The organism is Couchioplanes caeruleus (assembly GCF_023499255.1).
Classification (GTDB): domain Bacteria; phylum Actinomycetota; class Actinomycetes; order Mycobacteriales; family Micromonosporaceae; genus Actinoplanes; species Actinoplanes caeruleus_A.
Map to the genome: position 1 here is coordinate 5977955 of NZ_CP092183.1, position 19216 is coordinate 5997170.

Sequence of the window (19216 nt, forward strand, 5' to 3'; positions counted from 1 at the left end):
CTCAGGACGTCCAGCCCTTGTCGCCGGCGGAGAGCCAGCCGGCGAGGGACCAGTTCGCCCCGTTCCACATCGGCGCGGCGCCGTTGCTGTTGGACCACGTCTTGCCGGACCAGGTCTGCCCCGCCCACGCGACGTCGGACCAGGTCTTGCCCGACCACGTCTTGCCGGACCAGGTCTTGCCGCCCCAGTTCGCCTGCCCGTCCGACGGGCTGACCCAGCCGGTGCCCGTCCACGGGCGGCCCATCCAGTTCCCGCCGCTCCAGGACGTGTGGGCGGCGCTCGCCGGCGCCCACACCGCCGTGCTCAGCGGGCCGAAGATGTCCCGCTCCCCGGTCAGCGCGACCCCGCCGTTGGTCACCAGCGACGAGCCGCGGTCCTTCTGGATGCTGCCCAGACCGGTGACGGTGGTACCGCTCTGGCTGCACCCGGTCAGCGTGGACCGCAACGCCGTCTGCAGGTTGACCTGCGGGGCCGACGAGCCGGCGACCGGGCTTCCGGTGGCCCGCAGGTAGCACATGACCTGCATCGGCGACAGGCTCGGGTACTTCTGCAGCAGCACCGCCGTGGCGCCGCTGACCACCGCCGCGGCCTGGGAGGTGCCGCTGCCCTTGAAGAACCGGTCCCCCACCCGGGCCGACGGGTAGTTCACGTCGGCGTAGCTGCCGGGGTCGCGCAGCGAGACGATCGAGCGGCCCGGCGCCATCACGTCCGGGCCGTTGCCCCACGACGTACCGGTGCTGCTGAACGACGCGATCCGGTCGTCGGCCGGGTTGGTGGTGCCCTGCGGGTCGGTCGCCCCGACCGTGATGATGTACGGGTTCGAGCCGGGCAGCAGGATGTTCCCCCCGGTGTTGCCGGCGGCCACGACCACGCTGATGCCGGCCCGGTACGCGTTCTCCACGGCCTCGCTGAGCGGGCTGGTCACCCAGCTCTGCGTGCTGTCGGTGCCGTACGACAGGTTCAGGACCTTGATCGGGTTCGCGGGGTCGTCGTTGCGGTGCGCCACCACCCAGTCGACGGCCGCCATCACCTGCGTGACGTCCACCGCCCCGTTGGCCGCGCCCACCTTGATCGACAGCAGCCTGGCGTCGGGGGCGAGGCCCTGGAAGCCGCCCCCGGCGGCGTCGCGGCCCGCGATGATGCCGGCCAGGTGCGTGCCGTGGCCGTACGTGTCGCGGCGGAACAGGCCCGGCACCTGCGACTCCAGCGACAGGTCCGGCCCGTTGGCCACGTTGCCGCTGGTGAGGCCCGGCACCGGCACGACGCCGGTGTCGATGAGCGCGATGCCGACGCCCTTGCCGGTGTAGCCGGCGGCCGCCGCCACGTCGTCGCGGACGATCCGGCGGACGTCGGCGAGCCCGGCCGCGGTGGCGGTGTAGCTGTAGTCGGTGAACGACGGCGTCGTGGTGGCGGCGTCCGCGGCGCTCGCGTGCAGCAGCGCGGCTGCGGTGACGACCACCGCCCCGGCGGCCCTGAGGCGACCTTTCCCAGTCAACTGCTGCTCCTTCGACGCCTGCGGACGATGTGGCCCTTCACTCGGCAGGACGGCGCAGGTTATGAATCAGGTGCGGAAATGGTGGCCGGTCGGTGGCAGCCCTCGTCCGATCGGTCAGCGGGCACGTCGTTGCGCGGGCCGAGCGGGGCACGGTGGCGCCGCCTGGCCACGGACTTGGCGAGGTACATGGCGTGGTCGGCGCGCTCGATCACCTCGTCCGGCGTCTGCCCCGGCCCGGCGATCGCGACGCCGACCGTGCCGCCGCTCTGCAGCGGACCGCAGCTGAGCTGCAACGGCGCGGCGAAGGAGTCCCGTACGGCCCGGGCCACGACCTCGGCCCCGGTGGCGCCGGCGTGCGGGAGCAGCACCGCGAACTCGTCGCCGCCGAGGCGCGCCACGGTCGCCGTGTCACCGGCCGCGGCGTCGATCCGCTGCGCGACGGCGGTGAGCAGCTCGTCGCCGACCTTGTGGCCGTGGGTGTCGTTGACGGCCTTGAAGTCGTTCAGGTCGATCAGCAGCATCGCGTACCCGGTGCCGGTGCTGTGTGCCAGCCCGAGCCGCTCGAACAGCAGGCGGCGGTTCGGCAGCCCGGTCAGCATGTCGTAGTAGGCGGCCCGGTGCAGGTGCTCCTCGTACGCGCGCTGCGACGTGACGTCGAGCAGGGCCAGCACCACGCCGGCGCCCTGGGACAGGCTCGCGGTCATCGGCACGGTCTGCACCACGAGCTGCAGGGTCACGCCGTCCGGCCGGACCAGCCGTACCTCGATCCTGGTGCGAGCACCGCCGGCGGCCAGCTCGCGCAGGTCGACCGGGCGGCCCTCCAGATCCTGCAGCCGCAGCCGGTGCAGGCCGGGCGCCTCCGCGCCGGACCAGCCGACGAGGTCGGTCACCGCGGGGTTGGCCAGTACCACCTCGCCGGCGTCGTCGGTGACCACCACCGGGAACGGCAGCTCGGTGAGCACGCCGCCGAGCAGCGCGTTGCGGTCCTTCTGCTGTTCCTGCAGCTTCGCCATCAGGGCCCGCGTGCCGTAGACCATGAGGCTGGTGGTGGGCAGCGAGATCATCGCGCCGGGCACCGGCTCGACGTGCCAGGGCATGGCGATCGCGATCGCCCAGACGCCGAGGTAGCCGGCCTGCGACAGCAGCAGCCGGGGCAGCCCGCCGATCGCCGCGCGGAACAGCACCGCCATGAAGAACGTGCTGATCACCGGTGAGACGTCGGTGACCTGCGACAACAGGGCCAGCACGGCGGCCAGCTCGAGCGCGTCGACCCAGATCGGCAGCGGGCGCGCGCGGCGGAACTCCACGATCCGCAGTGCGAAGCCGAACAGCTGGACCGCCGCGCACAGCGTCGTCACGTCGGCGCCGAGACCGGCGTGCCGGGTCTGCACGGTCAGACCGGTCGCGCAGAGCGCCAGCGAGGTCAGGAAGAACAGCCGCAGCGACCGCATGGGGTCCCGCTGGACGAATGACCGCACGTGGGCGTACCCCGTGCGGAGCGAGCGCTGGACCATGTCCGCCCCATCGACGCGCGGCGGCCCGATCGGAGTGCACGGTCGGTAGCAATCAGGGTCGATCCGGGCAGCGCAAGGGGTTCCCCCGTTGCCACGCGCGGCGACCGCGAATCATGCTGATCGATGTCCGACTTCCGGCGACCGACAGGACGGCAGATGCTCTCCAGATTCTTGACCGGCGTGCTCGCGATCAGCGCGGGCCTCGCGGTGCCGGCGACCCCGGCCGCGGCGGCCGCCGACGCCACCCGCACGCCGGCCACCCCGGCGTACACGATCTCCCTCACCAGCGATGCCGCCGGCGGCACGTGGACCGGGCACGAGAGCGTGACGTTCAGCAACCCGTCCGCCACCCCGCTGAGCGAGGTCTACCTGCGGCTCTGGGACAACTACCACGGCAGCTGCCCGTCCACCCCGATCACCGTCAGCAACGTCACCGGCGGCACGGCCGGCGCGCTGGAGGTGGGCTGCACCGCCCTGAAGATCACGCTGCCCACGCCGCTGGCCCAGGGCGGCACCGCCGGCATCGGCTTCGACCTGCGCATCGTCGTGCCCTCGGGCGTCGACCGGTTCGGCCACGACGGCAGCTACTACTTCATCGGCAACGCGCTGCCGGTGCTGGCGGTCCGTGACGCCGCGGGCTGGCATCTGGACCCGTACACCAACAACGGCGAGTCCTTCTACGCGCTGGCCAGCGACTACGACGTCACCCTGGACCATCCGTCGTCCGTGCTGGTGCCGGCGACGGGCACCTCCACCGACACGGCCGGGACGAGCGGGCGTACGGTCACCCGGGCCGTGGGCAGGCAGGTCCGCGAGTTCGCCTGGGCCGCCGGGCCGTTCAAGAAGATCAGCGGCAGGACCGCGGGTGGCGTGGCCGTCAACGTCTACTCGGTCGGCTCGATCAGTTCCGCGAGCGCGAAGTCGATGCTGAACGTGGCCACCGGTTCCCTCGACGCGCACGCCGGCCGGTTCGGCGCGTACCCGTACGGCGAGGCCGACGTGGTGCTCGACAACGGCTTCTGGTTCGGCGGCATGGAGTACCCCGGCTTCGTGCTCGACCTGGTGAGCTCCACCGCGCTCGCGCACGAGCTGGCGCACCAGTGGTTCTACGGCATCGTCGGCGACGACGAGTACAGCACGCCGTGGCTCGACGAGGGCTTCACCGACTACGCCACCGACCTGTACTTCAACAAGACCGGCTCGGGCTGCGGGATCACCTGGCAGTCGTCGGCGGAGAAGCTGACCAACTCGATGGCGTACTGGGACCAGCACTCCAACCGCTACAGCACCGTCGTGTACGGCTACGGCAAGTGCACCCTGCACGACCTGCGCCGGCTGATCGGCACGACGGCGATGGCGAACCTGCTCAAGTCGTACGCCGCGTCGCACTGGTACGGCATCTCCACGGTCGCCGACTTCAAGGCGGCCGCGCAGGCCGCCGCGGGCCCGACCGACCTGACGTCGTTCTGGGCGGCGCACCGCGTCGAGGGCTGACCAGCGGCGCAGCGGGGTACCGGCCGGCGTGCCCGGCCGGTGCCCCCACCGGCGAGCGCCGCCGTGCGAGGATGTGCCGCCACCCTCCGACGATCCCCGACGAGAGCAGAGCGGATTTCATGCGTAGAGCGCGTATCAAGGGGCCGGTGCTCCCGGCCCTGGCTGTGGTCGCCGTTGCCGTCACCGCTACGGCGGTCGCCGTCGGCACCGCTTCCGCCGGGACGACGACGTCCGCTTCGGACACCGCCCTGGTCGCGACGCTGGACCAGATCCTCGCCGACTCGCGGCTGGCCGGTTCCACCACCGGGCTGCAGGTGCGCGACGCGGCCAGCGGGTCGATCATCTACTCGCACAACGCCGAGCAGCGGGTCATCCCCGCCTCCAACGAGAAGCTGATGACCTCCGCCGCGGCCCTGGAGGTCCTCGGCGCGGGCTACAAGTTCCACACGATCACCCGGTATTCCGGCACCAAGAGCGGCAAGACCGTGTCCGGCAGCATCTACCTGCGCGGCCAGGGCGACCCGACCATGACGTACGCGCAGTTCGACGCGCTCGCCAAGGCGGTGTCGCAGGCCGGCATCACGAAGTTCACCGGCTCGCTGGTCGCCGACGACACCTGGTTCGACCGCACCCCGCTGGGCCTGGACTGGTCCTGGCAGGACGAGACGTACGCCGACAACGCGCCGATCTCCGCGCTGACCGTCGCCGCGGACGCCAACTACAACGCGGGCGCCGTCGCCGTGCAGACCAAGCCCGGCAGCGCCGCGAGCAAGGCGGGCGTCGTGACGCTCACGCCCGCCAACACGGTCGTGAAGATCGTCAACAAGACCGTGACCGGCGCGAAGGGTACGGCGACCACGGTGTCGGCCACCCGCGGGCACGGCACCAACACCATCACCGTGACCGGCTCGATCCCGCTCGCCGGCGCCGCGAAGGTCAACCTCGTGTCGGTGCAGGACCCGACCCAGGTGGCGGCCGGCGTGTTCCGCGACGCCCTGAAGCGCCACGGCGTGACGGTCTCCGGCTCCACCACCACCGGCGCCACCCCCAGCACGGCGAAGACGATCACCGATCACGCCTCGATCCCGCTCAGCCAGCTCCTGCCGTACTTCCTGAAGCTGTCCAACAACGGCCACGCCGAGCTGCTCACCAAGGCGATGGGCCGGGCGAAGACGCCGGCCTCGGCCGGCAGCTGGGGCACCGGCCTGCCGGCGGCGACCGCCGCCCTCAAGGCGATCGGGGTCGACACGAGCAAGATCACCATGGGTGACGGCTCCGGCCTGACCCGCCGCGACTGGCTCACCACGGCGCAGGTGGCCACGCTGCTGAAGGCCGCGCAGGACCGTCCGTGGTTCGCCACCTGGTACGCCGCGCTGCCCATCGCCGGCGACCCCAGCCCGCTGGTCGGCGGCACCCTGGCCAGCCGCATGCGCGGCACCCCGGCCGCCGGTAACCTGCACGGCAAGACGGGCACGCTGACCGGCGTCAACGCGCTCTCCGGGTACGTGACCGACCGCGGCGGCCGCAAGCTGGTGTTCTCGTCGATCTCCAATGCCGCGCAGTCGAACGTCAGTGACATCCTCGACACCGCCGCGGTGGCGATGGCCAGCTCCGGCGGCCCGGAGGCGGCGTCGCTGCGGGAGAGCCGGCTGCCGGCCGTCCAGCGCCACGTCGTCACCCGCAAGGGCGAGGACGTCGAGTGCTCCTGGGTGCCCGGCGCCTGCTAGTCGTACGGCCGTGAGACGCCGCCCGGTCATGGTCGATCCGGGCGGCGTCTCGCTGTCCGGGGTCAGGCGCCGGCCACGGGTTCGAAGCTGTCCAGGACCACGGTCACCGTCGGCAGGTTCGCCGCCCACGCGGACCTCGGCGCGCGCCATTCGAGGGCGTACGCGTGCCCGTCCGTGACCAGGAGCCGGCGCTGGCCGCGCATCGGGACGCCGGACGGGTCCTGGAACGTGTACTCCCACACCGCGGCCGACGGACCGGGCAGCGCCTCGATCCGCACGCGCCGGTACGCCGCGAGTGTCCTTCTGCTCTCCTCGGCGGTGAGAGCCGTGAAGACGTCCGGCGGGCGCCCGGCCGGCCCGCTGACGCGCAGGGTGGGCCGGCCGGGCGGGCCGGTCAGCGCCAGCACACCGCCGGGGTCGTGCCGGTGCCGCCATCCGCGCGGGACGGCCACCCGGAAGCCCGCGGGATCGTTCCACCACGTGAAGCCGCGCGGCAGCGCCTGATGCGGGCGGGCGCTCGGGGTGGCCGGCGCCGGCGGCCGCGGCGCAACCCGGTCGTCGCCGGTCCTGGTCGCCGCCGCGCCCGCCGCCGCCGCCGCCGCGATGACCGTGACCGCGGCGAGCACAGCCCACCGGAACCGCTGCGGTGCCGGCGGTACGGCCGCGGCGGCCGGGCGCTCCTCAGCAGGCGGGGGCGGTGTCGCCACGCGGCGCAGGGCCTCCTCCACCTCGGACGGCGACGGCCGGGCCGAGGGGTCGGCCCGCAGCAGGCTCTCCAGGACGGCGGTGAGCCGCCCGGCCTGCCGCGGTGGGTCCGGGGTGCCGCCGGCAGCCGGCGGGCGCCCCTCCACGGCGTGCAACAACGTGGCGCCCAGCGACCACAGATCGGCCGGCACGGTGGGGCCCTCGCCGGACGCTCGCTCCGGCGCCCGGTACCGCGCCGATCCGCGGACGGCGCCGGAGTCGGCGGTGGTGAGCGGCGGGCCGATGTCCGAGAGCACGACGCGGCCGGCGTCTCCGATCAGGACGGTGGCCGGCTCGACGTCCACATGCGGCACGCCAGTGCTGCCCATCGCGGTCAGCGCGTGCAGCACCGCGAGGCCGATGGTGGCGGCGCGGGCCGGCTCGAGCGGGCCCGCCTCCCGGACGACCTGCAGCAGCGAGCGGGCGGGGACGTACTCCAGCACGATCCACGGCTCGTCGTCACCGGGCAGGACGTCGAGGACGCCGAGCAGGTTCGGGTCGCCGATCCGGGCCAGGGCGCGGGCCTGCGGCATGGTCAGCCCGCACTTCCTGACCGTGACCCGGCGGTGCAGCATCTCGTCGGTGGCCAGCCATACCTGGCTCGCACCCCCGGCGGCCAGGGGCCGGAGCAGCCGGTACCGCCCGGCCACGAGCCGGCCGTCGGCCATCTCTGCGTCGGCCATCTCTCGGTCGGCCATGCGGTCACCTCGGATTGGCGGGCACCGGCATCCCCGACCGTACCCGCCGCCGCCGGGGGATTTCATCTCGTGTTGCGCGGATTTCGGGCCATGCCGGATGGTCCGCTCGGAGGACTCGACCGATCTCGATGCGAGCGTAGGGTCGGCGGCGACATCACCGTCCGACGGGGATGATGCGAATGCGGACACGCAACACCGGCCCTCGCCGGCACCTGCTCTCCCTGCTCTGCGCCGGGCTGGCCGTGGCCCTCCCGGCCGGGGCCGCCTCGCTCCGGCCGGCCGCCCACGGGCCGGCCGCCCACGCGGCGGCCGCCCACGGGCAGGCCATCCACGGGCCGGAGCATCCGGTGACGGCTGCCGCCGCAGCGGCGCGGCCCTCCGCCGCCGACCTGGCGGTGCGCTTCCAGGCCCTCCTGGGACAGCACTCGGCGCTGGCGGCCGACCTGATGCGCAGCCGGATCCGCGGCGACGAGTCCTTCGCGCAGGCCGCGAACGCCGCGCTGGGCGGCAACACCGACGCCATGACCACCCTGGTCGGACAGCTCTTCGGCGCCGCCACCGCGGAGAAGTTCCGGCCGATGTGGTCCGGCCACGTCGTGGCGCTGGTGGCGTACGCGGGCGCCGTGGCCGATCGGGACAACGCCGCGAAGGGCCGGGCCCGCGCGGAGCTGGTCGAGGACGAACAGGAACTCGGCCGGTTCTTCGCCGGGGCGTCGCACGGCCGGCTGTCCCCCAAAGCGGCGCGCGCCGCGGTCGTCATGCACGTCGGCCACCTCACCGGGCAGGCGGACGCGTACGCGGCGGCCGACTACGCCACCGCCGACCGGCTGTACCGGGAGGGCTACCAGCACACGTACGGCCTGGGCCTGACGCTGGCCGACGCGCTGCTGCCGGCGGCCGACCGGGCCACCCTGCGCGCGCCCGTCTGGCGGCTGCGGTCCCAGCTGGGCGAGGTCCTGGCCGAGCACGCCGTGCTGCTCGAGGACGTGAACCGGGCGGCGGTCGCGAACACCCCCGACTTCGACGCCGCCGGCGACATGCTCAACGACAACACGCGGGATCTCGCGGCCGCGGTCGACACGCTGTTCGGCGCGTCCACCGCGCGGCGGTTCCAGTCGCTGTGGGCCTCGCACGTGGAGCTGCTCGTGGGGTACGCGGGTGCCACGGCCGCCGGCAAACCGGACCGCAGGCACCGGGCACAGGCGGAACTGCGGACGTTCGAACACGACATGGCCGCGGTGCTCGCCCCGGCGACCGGCGGACGGGTGTCGGCGGCGGACCTGTCCGCGGCGCTGCAGGAGCACGACCGGATGCTGATCGAGCACGCCGACGCGTACGCCGCCCGGGACTACCGCGGCGCCCAGGATCTCGCCGGCCGGACGTACGAGCACATGTTCGCCCTGGCCCGCCGGCTGGCGGACGGGTTCGGCGCGACCGTCGCCGCGCGCCTGCCGCACGGCGGGGCGCAGACCGGGTACGGCGGCCTCGCCGGTGTCGCGGAGCACGGGTGACATGCCCGCGTACGCCCGGACAGCAGCCCTCGCCGGCCTGACGACGGCGATGATCGCGGTGCTCACCGGCGCCGCGCCGCCCGTTCCCCGCCCGGGCGGCGCGGCACCCGTCGCACCCACGGACCCGGCACCGGTCGCGGCTGACCGCTTCCGCTCGGCGCGCACCTACACCGTCGTGGCGCGGCCGGTACGCCTGCGGATCCGGGCCCTGCACGTCGACAGCGCGCTGCAACGGCTGGGCCTGCAGCGCGACGGCACCGTCGAGGTGCCCGCCCGCCCCGATGTGGCCGGCTGGTACGAGGGCGGCCCCCGCCCCGGGCAGCCGGGGCCCGCGGTGCTCCTCGGTCACGTCGACTCGCGTCGCGGCCCCGGGGTCTTCGCCCGGCTGAGCACCGTACGGCCCGGCACGCTGATCGCCGTCGACCGCGCCGACGGCAGCACGGTGACGTTCCGGGTGACCGGGGTGTCGCAGACCTCGAAGACCGCGTTCCCGACCGATCTCGTGTACGCGCCCACGCTGGACGCCACCCTCCGGCTCGTCACCTGCGGCGGAAGCTTCGACCGCGCTCGAGGAAGCTACCGGGACAATGTCATCGTGTTCGCCGACCACGTCTGAGCGCCGGCGCGGGCCGGGTCCGGCGCTGTCCGCGCTGATCATGGTGGCGGCGACGGTCCCGTGGGCCGGTGCCCCGGCGGCGGCCGCCCCGCTGCCGCTCCCGGTCGCCGCGGTGCTGGTGCGCGGCGAGCAGACGGCGCTGGTCGTCGACCTGGGCGCGAGCACGCGGGCGGGCCCGCGCACCGTGACGGTCACCCGCGACGGCGTCCCGCAGTGGGCGACCCTGGAGCCGGTGATGTCCGACGCCACGGCCGTCGCGCTGGTCGTCGACACGTCGGTCGCCGGGGCCGCGACGCTGCCGGCGTGGCGCAGCGCCGGCGCCCGGTTCGCCCTCGAGGCGCCCGCCGGCGCCCAGGCGGTGGTGATCGCCGGCTCGGCGCCCGCCACGGTGATCGCCGGGCCGCAGCGCGGTCCCGCCGACCCGGTGCGGGCGCTGTCGTCCGTGCCGGCCCGCGGTGACCGGGACACCGCCACGGCGCTGGCCCTGGGGCTGCGGCAGTTCCCCGCGGCGGCGCCCGGCCGGCGGCTCGTGGTGCTCTACACGACCGGACCGGATGCGGGTGGCGAGGACGCCGGCGCGCTCGCCGAACGGTTCCGCAGCAGCGGGACGGTCCTGGTCGTGGTCGGCACCCCGGACGCGGGCTCCTACTGGGCGGCCACGGCGGCGGCCACCGGTGGCTTCTTCGCGCCGGCCCGCGACCCCGACATCGGTCCCGCCGCCGACCAGGTGTCGACTGAGCTGGCGAGCCGCTACCTCGTGGAGCTGCCCACCCCGCCGACCCTGCCGGCGCGGGTGTCCGTACGCGTGGACACCGCTGACCTCACGCTGGCCGGTGACGCGGTCATCGCGGCGCCCCCGGCCTCTCCCGCGGCGAAGCGGCGCTTCCCCACCCGGCCGGCGCTGGCTCTGGGTGGCGCCGTCGCGGGCCTCGCGGTGCTGGTGGCCGGGGCGGTCGTCGTGCGCCGGCGCCGATCCCGGGTGCCGCCGGTCCCGCAGGAGGCACCACCCGTGGCGCGGGGACGCGCCACCGTGCACCCGCCGGCGCGAGGCCGGGCCAGAGTCGAGGAGATGAGGCAGCCATGAGCGACGAGGAGAGGGCCTTCTTCCTGGTGGTGACCATCAAGCCACGGCCGGACCGGCTGCGGGAGGCAGAGGACCAGTTGCAGTCCATGCGCCGCAACAGCCTGGCCGAGCCCGGCTGCGTGTTCATGCACCTGGTGCAGCCGCAGGACGACCCGGACACCTGGGTGATGCTCGAGATGTTCCGGTCCCGGGCCGCGTGGGACGAGCACATGCGGCAGCCGTACAACGTCGACGGCAACGTGATCCTGGAGGACCTGCTGCGGGAGCCTTCGGAGCTGCGCTTCTTCGACGAGAAGTGAGCCCGGCGGCAGGCGTCGCGGGCGCGCTCAGTGGCGGAAGCCCTTCATCAGGTCCTGCAGCTCGGTGGACAACCTGGTCACCGCGGCGATGTCGTGCTGCGAGCCGGTGACCTCGGCCTCGGCTTCCCGGGCGGCGGCCGCGACGGTGGTGACCGTGGCGGCGATGCGGGTGCTGGCCTCGGCCGCCTCGGCGACGTTGCGGCCCATCTCGCCGGTGGTGGCGGTCTGCTGCTCGACGGCCGCGGCGATCGCGCTCTGGTGGTCGTTGATCTCGGTGATCACCTCGCCGATGCGGCCGATCGCCGCGCCGGCCTCGGCACTGGTCGCCTGGATGGCGCCGATCCGCCGGGCGATGTCCTCGGTGGCCTGTGCCGTCTGCTGCGCCAGCTCCTTGACCTCGCCGGCGACGACCGCGAACCCCTTGCCCGCATCGCCCGCCCGGGCCGCCTCGATGGTCGCGTTGAGCGCGAGCAGGTTGGTCTGCGCGGCGATGGAGGAGATCGCGTTGAGCACCTGCTCGATGTCCGCGGAGCTACGGCCGAGCTGCTCCACGGTGGCGGAGGTACCGGTGACGACCTGGACGGCGTCGCGGGCGACGTGGGCGGCCTGCTCCGAGCGCCGGGCGATCTCGCCGATGGCGGACCGCATCTCGTCCGCCGCGGCAGTGACCGTCGTGATGCTCTGCGAGGCGGTCTCCGCGTCGCCGGCCACGACCGTGGCCTGGGTGGCCGAGTCGCGGACCCGCTCCGAGGTGCCCGCGCTGCTGGCCGCGAGCCGGTCCCCGGCGTCGCCGAGGGTGCGGGCCGACGAGACGATCGTCGAGATCGTGCGGCGCAGCGCCGTGTTCGCCGTGAGCAGCGCGGTCGCCATCTGACCGACCTCGTCCCGGCTGGTCACGTGTGCCTCGCCGGTGAGGTCGCCGTCGGCCATCTGGGTGAGGACCGCGCGCACCCGCAGCAGCGGCCGTACCACTGCGCGGGCCACGAGCAGGCCGACGAGCACGGCGCCGGCGACCACGGCGAGTGAGATGATCAGCATGATTCTGCGCTGCCGGGACTGCGCCTCGGCAACGGCGGCGTTGGTCCGCTCCCCCTGGGCCGTCTCGTCCTCGGCCAGGGTGTCCAGCGCGTCTCCGAAGGTGGCGTTCGCAACGTCGAGGGCGCCGCCGGACGCCAGCATGGCCGCGCCGCCCGCCGCGTCCCCGGTCCGCACCAGGGGCAGCAGCTGGTTGTCCCGGGCCCGCCGCCATGCGCCCAGTCCGGTGCGGGCCTGCTCGATCAGCGCGGCGCGCCCGGCGTCGAGCGTGCCGTGGTCGGCCACATACGCGGCGATCGCAGCGTCCGCGTCCGTGTCGGTCTGTTTCATGCCGGAGATGACGTCCTCCTGCGCGGGGCCCGGCGCGAGGATGATCACGTCCCGCACCTCGACCCTCGAGTCGCCCTGCATGTCGCGCAGCGTGACCAGGTCGGCCAGCGGGCGGGCGGTGTGCGCGTACAGGTCGCTGGAACGCTGCCCCTCCGCGCTCAGACCGGCCAGGCCCGACCAGGCCACCGCCCCGATGCCGACCGTCGCGAGCAGGACCGGGGCCAACACCTTGACCCGTACGGATCGATCCGCCACCCAAGACGTCAATCGGGCCACGTGTTCCCCTTACCTCGCACAGCGCGGGTGTTGTCGTCACCATCATCGGCGCCACGGCCCGGCTGATGACTCTTTCGCCGACTACTTTCTGTGATGCCTGCTGCCCCTTTTGCGTAACTCAACAACTTCCTGACAATCGCGGGGTTTGATCGCCCGCATGGCATTGACGGAAGCGCGCGCAGTGTCAGACGAGACAGCCCCCACGCCAGCGGCCGACCCCCCGCCGCGGCGGCACCGCAGGCGCCGGGCACCCGCCTGGTACCTGCGGTTGCCGCGGTGGCTGCGCAGGTCCGTGGTGACCCTGACGGTGCTGGTCCTGGTGCTCACGGGGGTGGCGTCCGGCTACGTCGCGAGCGTGGACCTCCCCCCGGATCCGGCGCCGCCGCAGGCCTCGGTGCTCTACTACCGGGACGGTCACACAGTGTTGGCGCGGATCGGGCTGGCCGACCGTACGGACGTCAGCCTCGACCGGGTGCCCCTGCACGTGCGCCGGGCGTTCCTGGCCGCCGAGGACCGGGACTTCTACGACCACCTCGGCATCTCCGTACGCGGCCTGGTACGCGCGCTGTGGACCAACATCGCCCACGACGGCGGCCAGGGCGCGTCCACGATCACCCAGCAGTACGTGCGCAACGCGTACCTGACGCAGGAACGGACGGTCAGCCGCAAGACCCGCGAGGCCGCGCTCGCGCTGAAGGTCGAACACCGGTGGAGCAAGGACGAGATCCTCGAGCGGTACCTCAACACCATCTACTTCGGCCGGGGCGCGTACGGCATCGAGGCGGCGGCCCGCGCCTACTTCGGCACGGCGGTCGACCGGCTGACCGTGGCCCAGGGCGCCGTGCTCGCCGCCATGGTCAAGGACCCGACCCGCGGCGACCCGGCCGTGGACCCGACGTGGGCGCAGCAGCGGTGGCGCTGGGTGCTGCGGTCGATGGCCGCGCAGGGCTGGCTCGACGCGGGTGCGGCCGGGAGCACGCCGTACCCGGCCGTGGCCAAGGAGTCCGTCACCACGAGCACGGTCAGCGGGCCGGCCGGGCTGATCGCGGACCGGGTCGAGGACGAGCTCACCCGGGCGGGCATCAGCCGGCAGCAGATCCGTACCGGTGGCCTGCGCGTGCTCACCACGATCGACGCCACCGCGCAGGAGGCCGCCACCGACGGCATCGGCAAGGAGCTCGAGGGCCAGCCCAAGGAGCTGCGCGCCGCGCTGGTGGCGGTCGACCCGGCCGACGGGGGGGTACGCGCCTACTACGGCGGGGACCGCGGCCGCGGCTACTTCGACGACGCGGTGGCCGCCCGGCCCCCCGCCTCCACGTTCAAGCCGATCGTGCTCGCCGCCGCCGAGGAGCGCGGCATCGGGTTCCGCTCGATGTACAACGGCAGCTCCCCGCGCCTGTTCGAGAGCCGCAACGGCGCGCCGCTGTACAACCAGGAGAACCTGCAGTGCCCCATCTGCCCGCTCGACACCGCGATGGTGCACTCGCTCAACACGCCGTTCTACGCCCTCGCCGAACAGATCGGGCCCGACGCCGTCCGCCGGCTGGCGCACCGGCTGGGCGTGCCCGAGAAGTACGGCGACCAGCAGACGCTCGTCGACCTCAAGGGCGAGCCGGCGCCCGGCAGGACCCGGCCCGACATCGCGCTGGGCCGCTACCCCGTCGCCCCGGCCGACATGGCCACCCTCTACGCCACGCTCGCCGGCGGCGGACGCCGGGCGGAACGGCACTTCGTCCAGTCGGTGACCACGGCGGACGGCACCACCCTCCACCGGTACGCCAAGAAGACCAAGCGGGTGCTGTCCGACGACGTGGCCGCGGACGTGGGAGCCGTGCTCGCGGAGGTGGTGCAGCACGACGGCCCGATCCCGAACCTGCCGGCCGCCGCGAAGACGGGTTCCCAGCAGTGGGCCGACACCACCGACTCGTCGGACGCGTGGACCGCCGGGTGGACGCCGGCGCTGGCCGCGGTGACGTGGGTGGGCCGGGAGAAGCCCGGACCCATCAGGCAGAAGAACGGCAAGGCCATCAACGGCGACGGCATGCCGTACCGGATCTGGCGGTCCTTCATGGCCGCCGCCCTGCGCGACCAGCCGGCCCGGCAGCTGGCGGATGCGAGGATGGTCGGCGCTCCCGACACGGTCGACCTAAAGCGCCTGCCGCCGACGGTCAAGGCGTACCCCGGTTACGTCTTCCCCGGGCCGCAGCGCGGCGACCAGGTGGACCGGTCGAAGGCGAAGGGCTCCTGGGCGCAGCGGGTCGAGCGCCTGACGACGGTGCTCGACCGCTATGCGCGCACCGTCCCGGAGTTCAGCGTCTCCGTCGTCGACCACCGCACCGGGCACCGCTACGACTACCACGGCGACACCCGGCTCGAGGCGGCCAGCGTGATCAAGGTGGAGCTGCTGGCCGCGCTGCTGCTCAAGGCGCAGGGCGCGAACCGCGGCCTGACCGGCGCCGAGAAGACCCGGGTCGCGAAGATGATCAAAGCCAGCGACAACGACGCGGCGAAGTCGGTGTACCGGGCGATCGGCGGCCCCGACGCGCTCCGCGACGCCTGCGACCGGCTCGGGTTGCACGACACCGAGCCGGCGTCCTCCTTCGGCCTGACCCGCACCACGGCGAACGACCAGACCCGGATGGTGGGCGCCCTCACCGACGTGGACAGCCCGCTGACGGCGAAGTCGCAGCAGGCGATCCTCCAGCTCATGTCGTCGGTCAACGCCGACCAGACCTGGGGCGTCAGCGCCGCGCAGCTCGCCGGGGAGCGGACGGCGCTGAAGAACGGGTGGCTGGCGCGGTCCACCGAGGACAACCGCTGGATCATCAACAGCACCGGCCGGATCTCCGGCGACAGGACCGACGTGTCGGTGTCCGTGATGTCGCACGGGCACCCCGGTCAGAAATCCGGCATCGACGTCGTCGAGCACGTCGCCGCGCTGACGCGCAGCTATCTTGGGTGGTGAGGGCAGCGACCGTACGGAGGTCACCATGGCGGACGACCGTCCCCGGACCCTGCCGGTGCAGGGCATCGTCAACCGGCTGGTGCAGGGCCTGTCCCGGGTGCCGCTGGTGTCGCGCCTGATCGGCCGCAACCTCATCATCCTGTACGTGGTGGGCCGGAAGACCGGTAAGCGGTACACGGTGCCGGTCGCGTACACACGGCACGACGGCGCCCTGCTCGTCGGCTCACCGTTCGGCTGGGGCCGCAACCTGCGCACCGGCGAGCCGATCGAGGTGCGCTTCATGGGCAGGCGCCGTCCGGCCGACGTCGTCGTGGTCAGCGACGAGGACGCGGTGGTCGCCGACTACGCCGTGATCGCGCGGGACAACCACCGCTTCGGCGCGTTCAACGCCATCGGCTACGACGCCGGCGGCAACCCGGACCCCGCCGACCTGCACCGGGCCTGGGCGGCGGGCGCCCGGGTCTTCCGGCTGACCCCGCGGTAGGGCGGCCCGGCGGCCGGTCGTCCGGTCGCTGACACACCGCTGGGCCCGGCTGCCACGCCGCTCACACTGGGCACCAGCCGGCTGGTCGCCGGCGGTGTCGAGCGGAGGCCGGATGGCGGTGCAGCTCCGCCTGCTGGGCGAGGTGGAAGCGGTCGTGGACGGCCGCCGCCTCGACCTGGGCCACGACCGGCAGCGGTGTGTCCTGGCGGCGCTGCTGGTCGACGCGGGCCGCGCCGTGCCGGCCGACCGGGTCCTCGACCGCGTGTGGGGCGAGCGGCTACCGCAGCGCGCACCCGGCGTCCTGCGCAGCTATCTGTCGCGGCTGCGGCGGGCCCTCGCGCCGGCCGCAGGCGTCGAGATCGTGCGCCGGCCCGGCGGGTACGCGTGCACGGCCGACCCGATGACCGTGGACCTGCACCGGTTCGGCGTGCTGCTGGGGCAGGCCCGGGACGCGGCGGACGACCACGGCGCAGTGGCGCTGTTCGAGCAGGCGCTCGGCCTGTGGCACGGCGAGCCGTTCGGCGCCCTGGACACCCCGTGGCTGACCGGCGTCCGGGAAGGGCTGCTGAGCCGGCGGCGCGCTGCCGTCCTCGACCGCAACGACGCCGCCCTGCGCGCCGGACGGCACGGTGAGCTGCTCCCGGAGCTGACGGCGTACGCCGACGACCACCCGCTCGACGAACGCCTCTGCGCCCAGGTGATGCTGGCCCAGTACCGCTGCGGGCGGCAGGCCGAGGCGCTCGCGACGTACCAGCGGATGCGCCGGCTGCTGGCCGAGTCCCTCGGTGCCGACCCGGGCCCGCCGCTGCAGGCGCTCCACCGGCGCGTCCTCACCGGCGACCCGGCCCTGGAGGCGGCGGCCCGTCCCCGCACGACGGGCCCGCGCACGGCGGCGGCTCCGGGGCCCGCGCCCCGGCCGGTGCCGCGCCAGCTGCCCGCGCCGCCGTGGCGCTTCACCGGCCGGTCCGCGGCCCTGGTCGAGCTCGACGCGGCGATGCAGGCCCCGGCCGGCGGGTCGGCGCCGGTGGTGATCTCCGCGATCGGCGGCGCCGGCGGCATCGGCAAGACCTGGCTGGCGCTGCGGTGGGCGCACGACAACACGGCCCGCTTCCCCGACGGGCAGCTCTACGTGAACCTGCGCGGCTACGACCCCGCCGGCGAACCGGTGCCGCCGGCCACCGCGGTCCGCGCGTTCCTCGAGGCCCTCGGGGTGGACTCCTCCGCGATGCCGGCCGACCCGCAGGCCCGGGCCGGGCTCTACCGCAGCCTGGTCGCCGGCAAGCGCATGCTGATCGTGCTCGACAACGCGCGGGACGCCGCCCAGGTCGTACCGCTGCTGCCCGGGTCGGCGCCGGCCACCGTGCTGATCACGAGCCGGTCGCGGCTGCTCGGGTTGCTCAGCGCGTACGGGGCCCGCCCGCTGACGCTCGACGTCCTGACCGGTGCGGAGGCGCGGCAGCTGCTCGCCGATCAGGTCGGCGCGGCCCGTACGGCGGCGGAGCCCGCGGCGGTGGCGGCGCTGCTGCGGTGGTGCGCGGGCCTGCCCCTGGCGTTGAGCATCGTGGCCGCCCGGGCCGCCTCGGACCCGGCCCTGCCGCTGGCGTCGCTCGCCGCCGAGCTGCACGAGGCGGCCACCCGCCTGGACGCGCTGGACGGCGGCGAGGTGGCGGTCAACCTGCGCGCCGTGCTGTCCACGTCCTGCCGGGCGATCTCCCCCGCCGCCGGCCGGCTGTTCGCCCTGATGGGCCACTGCCCCGGGCCGGACCTCACCCTGCCGGCCGCCGCGAGCCTGGCCGGCGTGCCACCGGCCCGGGCCGGGGCGCTGCTGCGCGAGCTGACCGCCGGCCATCTGGTGCAGACCCCGGCCCCGGGCCGCTACCGGATGCACGACCTGGTCCGGCTGTTCGCGGCCGAGCAGGTCACCGGCGACGACGCCGGGCGGCGGGCCGCCGTGCGCCGGGTCCTCGACCACTACCTGCACACCGCCGCGGCCGCCGACCGGCTCCTCGCCCCGCACCGGGACGTGGTCGCGCCGGCCGTGCCGGGCCCGGGCGTCACCCCGGAGCAGGTCCCCGGCCACGACGCGGCGCTCGCGTGGTTCACCGCGGAACACGCCGGCCTGCTCGCCGCCCTGCGTGCCGCCGCGGACGCCGGCTCGCCCGCCCGCGTGTGGCAGCTGGCGTGGGTGCTCACCACGTACCTGGACCGGGGCGGGCACTGGCAGGACCGGCTCGCCGCCCACGCCGCGGCCCTGGCGGCGGCCCGGCGGCTGGGCGACCCGTGGCGGCAGGCCCACGCCCACCGGGAGATGGCCCTGGCGTACGTCTGGCTGGAGCGCCCCGGCGAGGCGCGGGAGCACCTCCGGCGGTCACTGGAGCTGTTCACCGGGCTCGGTGACCTCCTCGGTCAGGCGCACGCCCACCGCGGTCTCGCGCGGGTCCACGCCCGGCAGGGCCGGCACGCCGCCGCGCTGCCGTACGACCGGCAGTCGCTCGCCCTGTACCTGGCGGCCGGGAGCCGGGCGGGCCAGGCCGCGGCCCTCAACGCCATCGGGTGGCACCACGCCCACCTCGGCGATCCGCAGCGGGCCCTCGCCTGCTGCGGCCAGTCCCTCACCCTGCACGAGCGGCTCGGCAACCGGCACGGCGTCGCCCTGACCCTGGACAGCCTCGGCTACGCGCACCACCAGCTCGGCCGGTACGCCGAGGCAGCCGTGCACTACGCCCGCGCCGCCGGCCTGTTCGGCGACCTCGGCGACCGCTACCGGCAGGGGGCCACGTACGCCCGCCTCGGCGATGCCCACGACGCCGCCGGAGACGCCGACGCGGCCGGCCTCGCCTGGCGCAACGGCCTGGCCCTGCTCAGCGAGCTCGGGCACCCGGAGGCCGCCGCGGTGCGGACGAAGCTGCACCGCGGCGAGCCCCCGGCCCGTTCCGCCGCCTGA

The 19216-nt window shown here is 74.5% G+C and carries 13 protein-coding genes; 9 read left to right on the forward strand and 4 right to left on the reverse strand.

Going from position 1 to position 19216, the window contains the following annotated elements; all coding sequences use genetic code 11:
* Nucleotide 1 precedes the first annotated feature (1 nt).
* Nucleotides 2-1495 (reverse strand): S8 family serine peptidase, encoded by a 1494-nt coding sequence (locus COUCH_RS27705; protein WP_249608153.1) that lies wholly within the window; start codon nucleotides 1493-1495, stop codon nucleotides 2-4.
* A gap of 59 nt (nucleotides 1496-1554) precedes the next feature.
* Nucleotides 1555-3009 carry a diguanylate cyclase domain-containing protein gene (locus COUCH_RS27710; protein ID WP_249608154.1) on the reverse strand — a complete coding sequence of 485 codons (1455 nt, stop codon included), beginning with the start codon at nucleotides 3007-3009 and terminating at the stop codon, nucleotides 1555-1557.
* A 156-nt stretch (nucleotides 3010-3165) separates the two neighbouring features.
* Between COUCH_RS27710 and COUCH_RS27715 the strand changes: the two genes are divergently transcribed.
* Nucleotides 3166-4503, forward strand: coding sequence for a M1 family metallopeptidase (locus tag COUCH_RS27715; RefSeq protein WP_249608155.1), 1338 nt, complete (start codon nucleotides 3166-3168; stop codon nucleotides 4501-4503).
* 119 nt (nucleotides 4504-4622) lie between these two features.
* Nucleotides 4623-6230, forward strand: coding sequence for a D-alanyl-D-alanine carboxypeptidase/D-alanyl-D-alanine endopeptidase (gene dacB / locus COUCH_RS27720; protein WP_249608156.1), 1608 nt, complete (start codon nucleotides 4623-4625; stop codon nucleotides 6228-6230).
* Nucleotides 6231-6292: 62 nt separating this feature from the next.
* Here dacB and COUCH_RS27725 read toward each other — a convergent pair whose 3' ends face one another.
* Nucleotides 6293-7672, reverse strand: a complete 1380-nt coding sequence (locus COUCH_RS27725) for a serine/threonine-protein kinase (RefSeq protein WP_249608157.1) — start codon at nucleotides 7670-7672, stop codon at nucleotides 6293-6295.
* A 179-nt stretch (nucleotides 7673-7851) separates the two neighbouring features.
* On the opposite strand from COUCH_RS27725, the gene COUCH_RS27730 reads away from it, so the two are divergent.
* The 4 genes from COUCH_RS27730 to COUCH_RS27745 are packed head-to-tail and all read left to right on the forward strand — an operon-like array spanning nucleotide 7852 to nucleotide 11182.
* Nucleotides 7852-9183 (forward strand): hypothetical protein, encoded by a 1332-nt coding sequence (locus tag COUCH_RS27730; protein WP_249608158.1) that lies wholly within the window; start codon nucleotides 7852-7854, stop codon nucleotides 9181-9183.
* 1 nt (nucleotide 9184) lies between these two features.
* Nucleotides 9185-9799 (forward strand): class F sortase, encoded by a 615-nt coding sequence (locus tag COUCH_RS27735; protein WP_249608159.1) that lies wholly within the window; start codon nucleotides 9185-9187, stop codon nucleotides 9797-9799.
* Entirely contained in the window at nucleotides 9771-10883 is a 1113-nt protein-coding gene (locus COUCH_RS27740) for a hypothetical protein (RefSeq protein ID WP_249608160.1), read from the forward strand. Before COUCH_RS27735 ends, COUCH_RS27740 begins: the two co-directional genes overlap by 29 nt.
* Nucleotides 10880-11182, forward strand: coding sequence for a putative quinol monooxygenase (locus COUCH_RS27745; protein ID WP_249608161.1), 303 nt, complete (start codon nucleotides 10880-10882; stop codon nucleotides 11180-11182). The genes COUCH_RS27740 and COUCH_RS27745 overlap by 4 nt, the downstream gene beginning before the upstream one ends.
* A 27-nt stretch (nucleotides 11183-11209) precedes the next feature.
* Here the strand turns inward: COUCH_RS27745 and COUCH_RS27750 are convergent, their stop codons facing one another.
* Nucleotides 11210-12802 (reverse strand): methyl-accepting chemotaxis protein, encoded by a 1593-nt coding sequence (locus COUCH_RS27750; protein ID WP_249608162.1) that lies wholly within the window; start codon nucleotides 12800-12802, stop codon nucleotides 11210-11212.
* Between the two features lie 313 nt (nucleotides 12803-13115).
* Here COUCH_RS27750 and COUCH_RS27755 point away from each other — a divergent pair, with 313 nt between their 5' ends.
* The 3 genes from COUCH_RS27755 (at nucleotide 13116) to COUCH_RS27765 (ending at nucleotide 19216) form a co-directional block, all read left to right on the forward strand.
* Complete coding sequence (locus tag COUCH_RS27755) at nucleotides 13116-15788, forward strand: transglycosylase domain-containing protein (protein WP_249608163.1); 2673 nt, start codon at nucleotides 13116-13118, stop codon at nucleotides 15786-15788.
* A 25-nt stretch (nucleotides 15789-15813) separates the two neighbouring features.
* Nucleotides 15814-16272 (forward strand): nitroreductase family deazaflavin-dependent oxidoreductase, encoded by a 459-nt coding sequence (locus tag COUCH_RS27760; RefSeq protein WP_249608164.1) that lies wholly within the window; start codon nucleotides 15814-15816, stop codon nucleotides 16270-16272.
* 112 nt (nucleotides 16273-16384) lie between these two features.
* The gene (locus COUCH_RS27765) at nucleotides 16385-19216 is read left to right on the forward strand and encodes an AfsR/SARP family transcriptional regulator (RefSeq protein ID WP_249608165.1); all 2832 of its coding nucleotides are present in this window, start codon (nucleotides 16385-16387) and stop codon (nucleotides 19214-19216) included.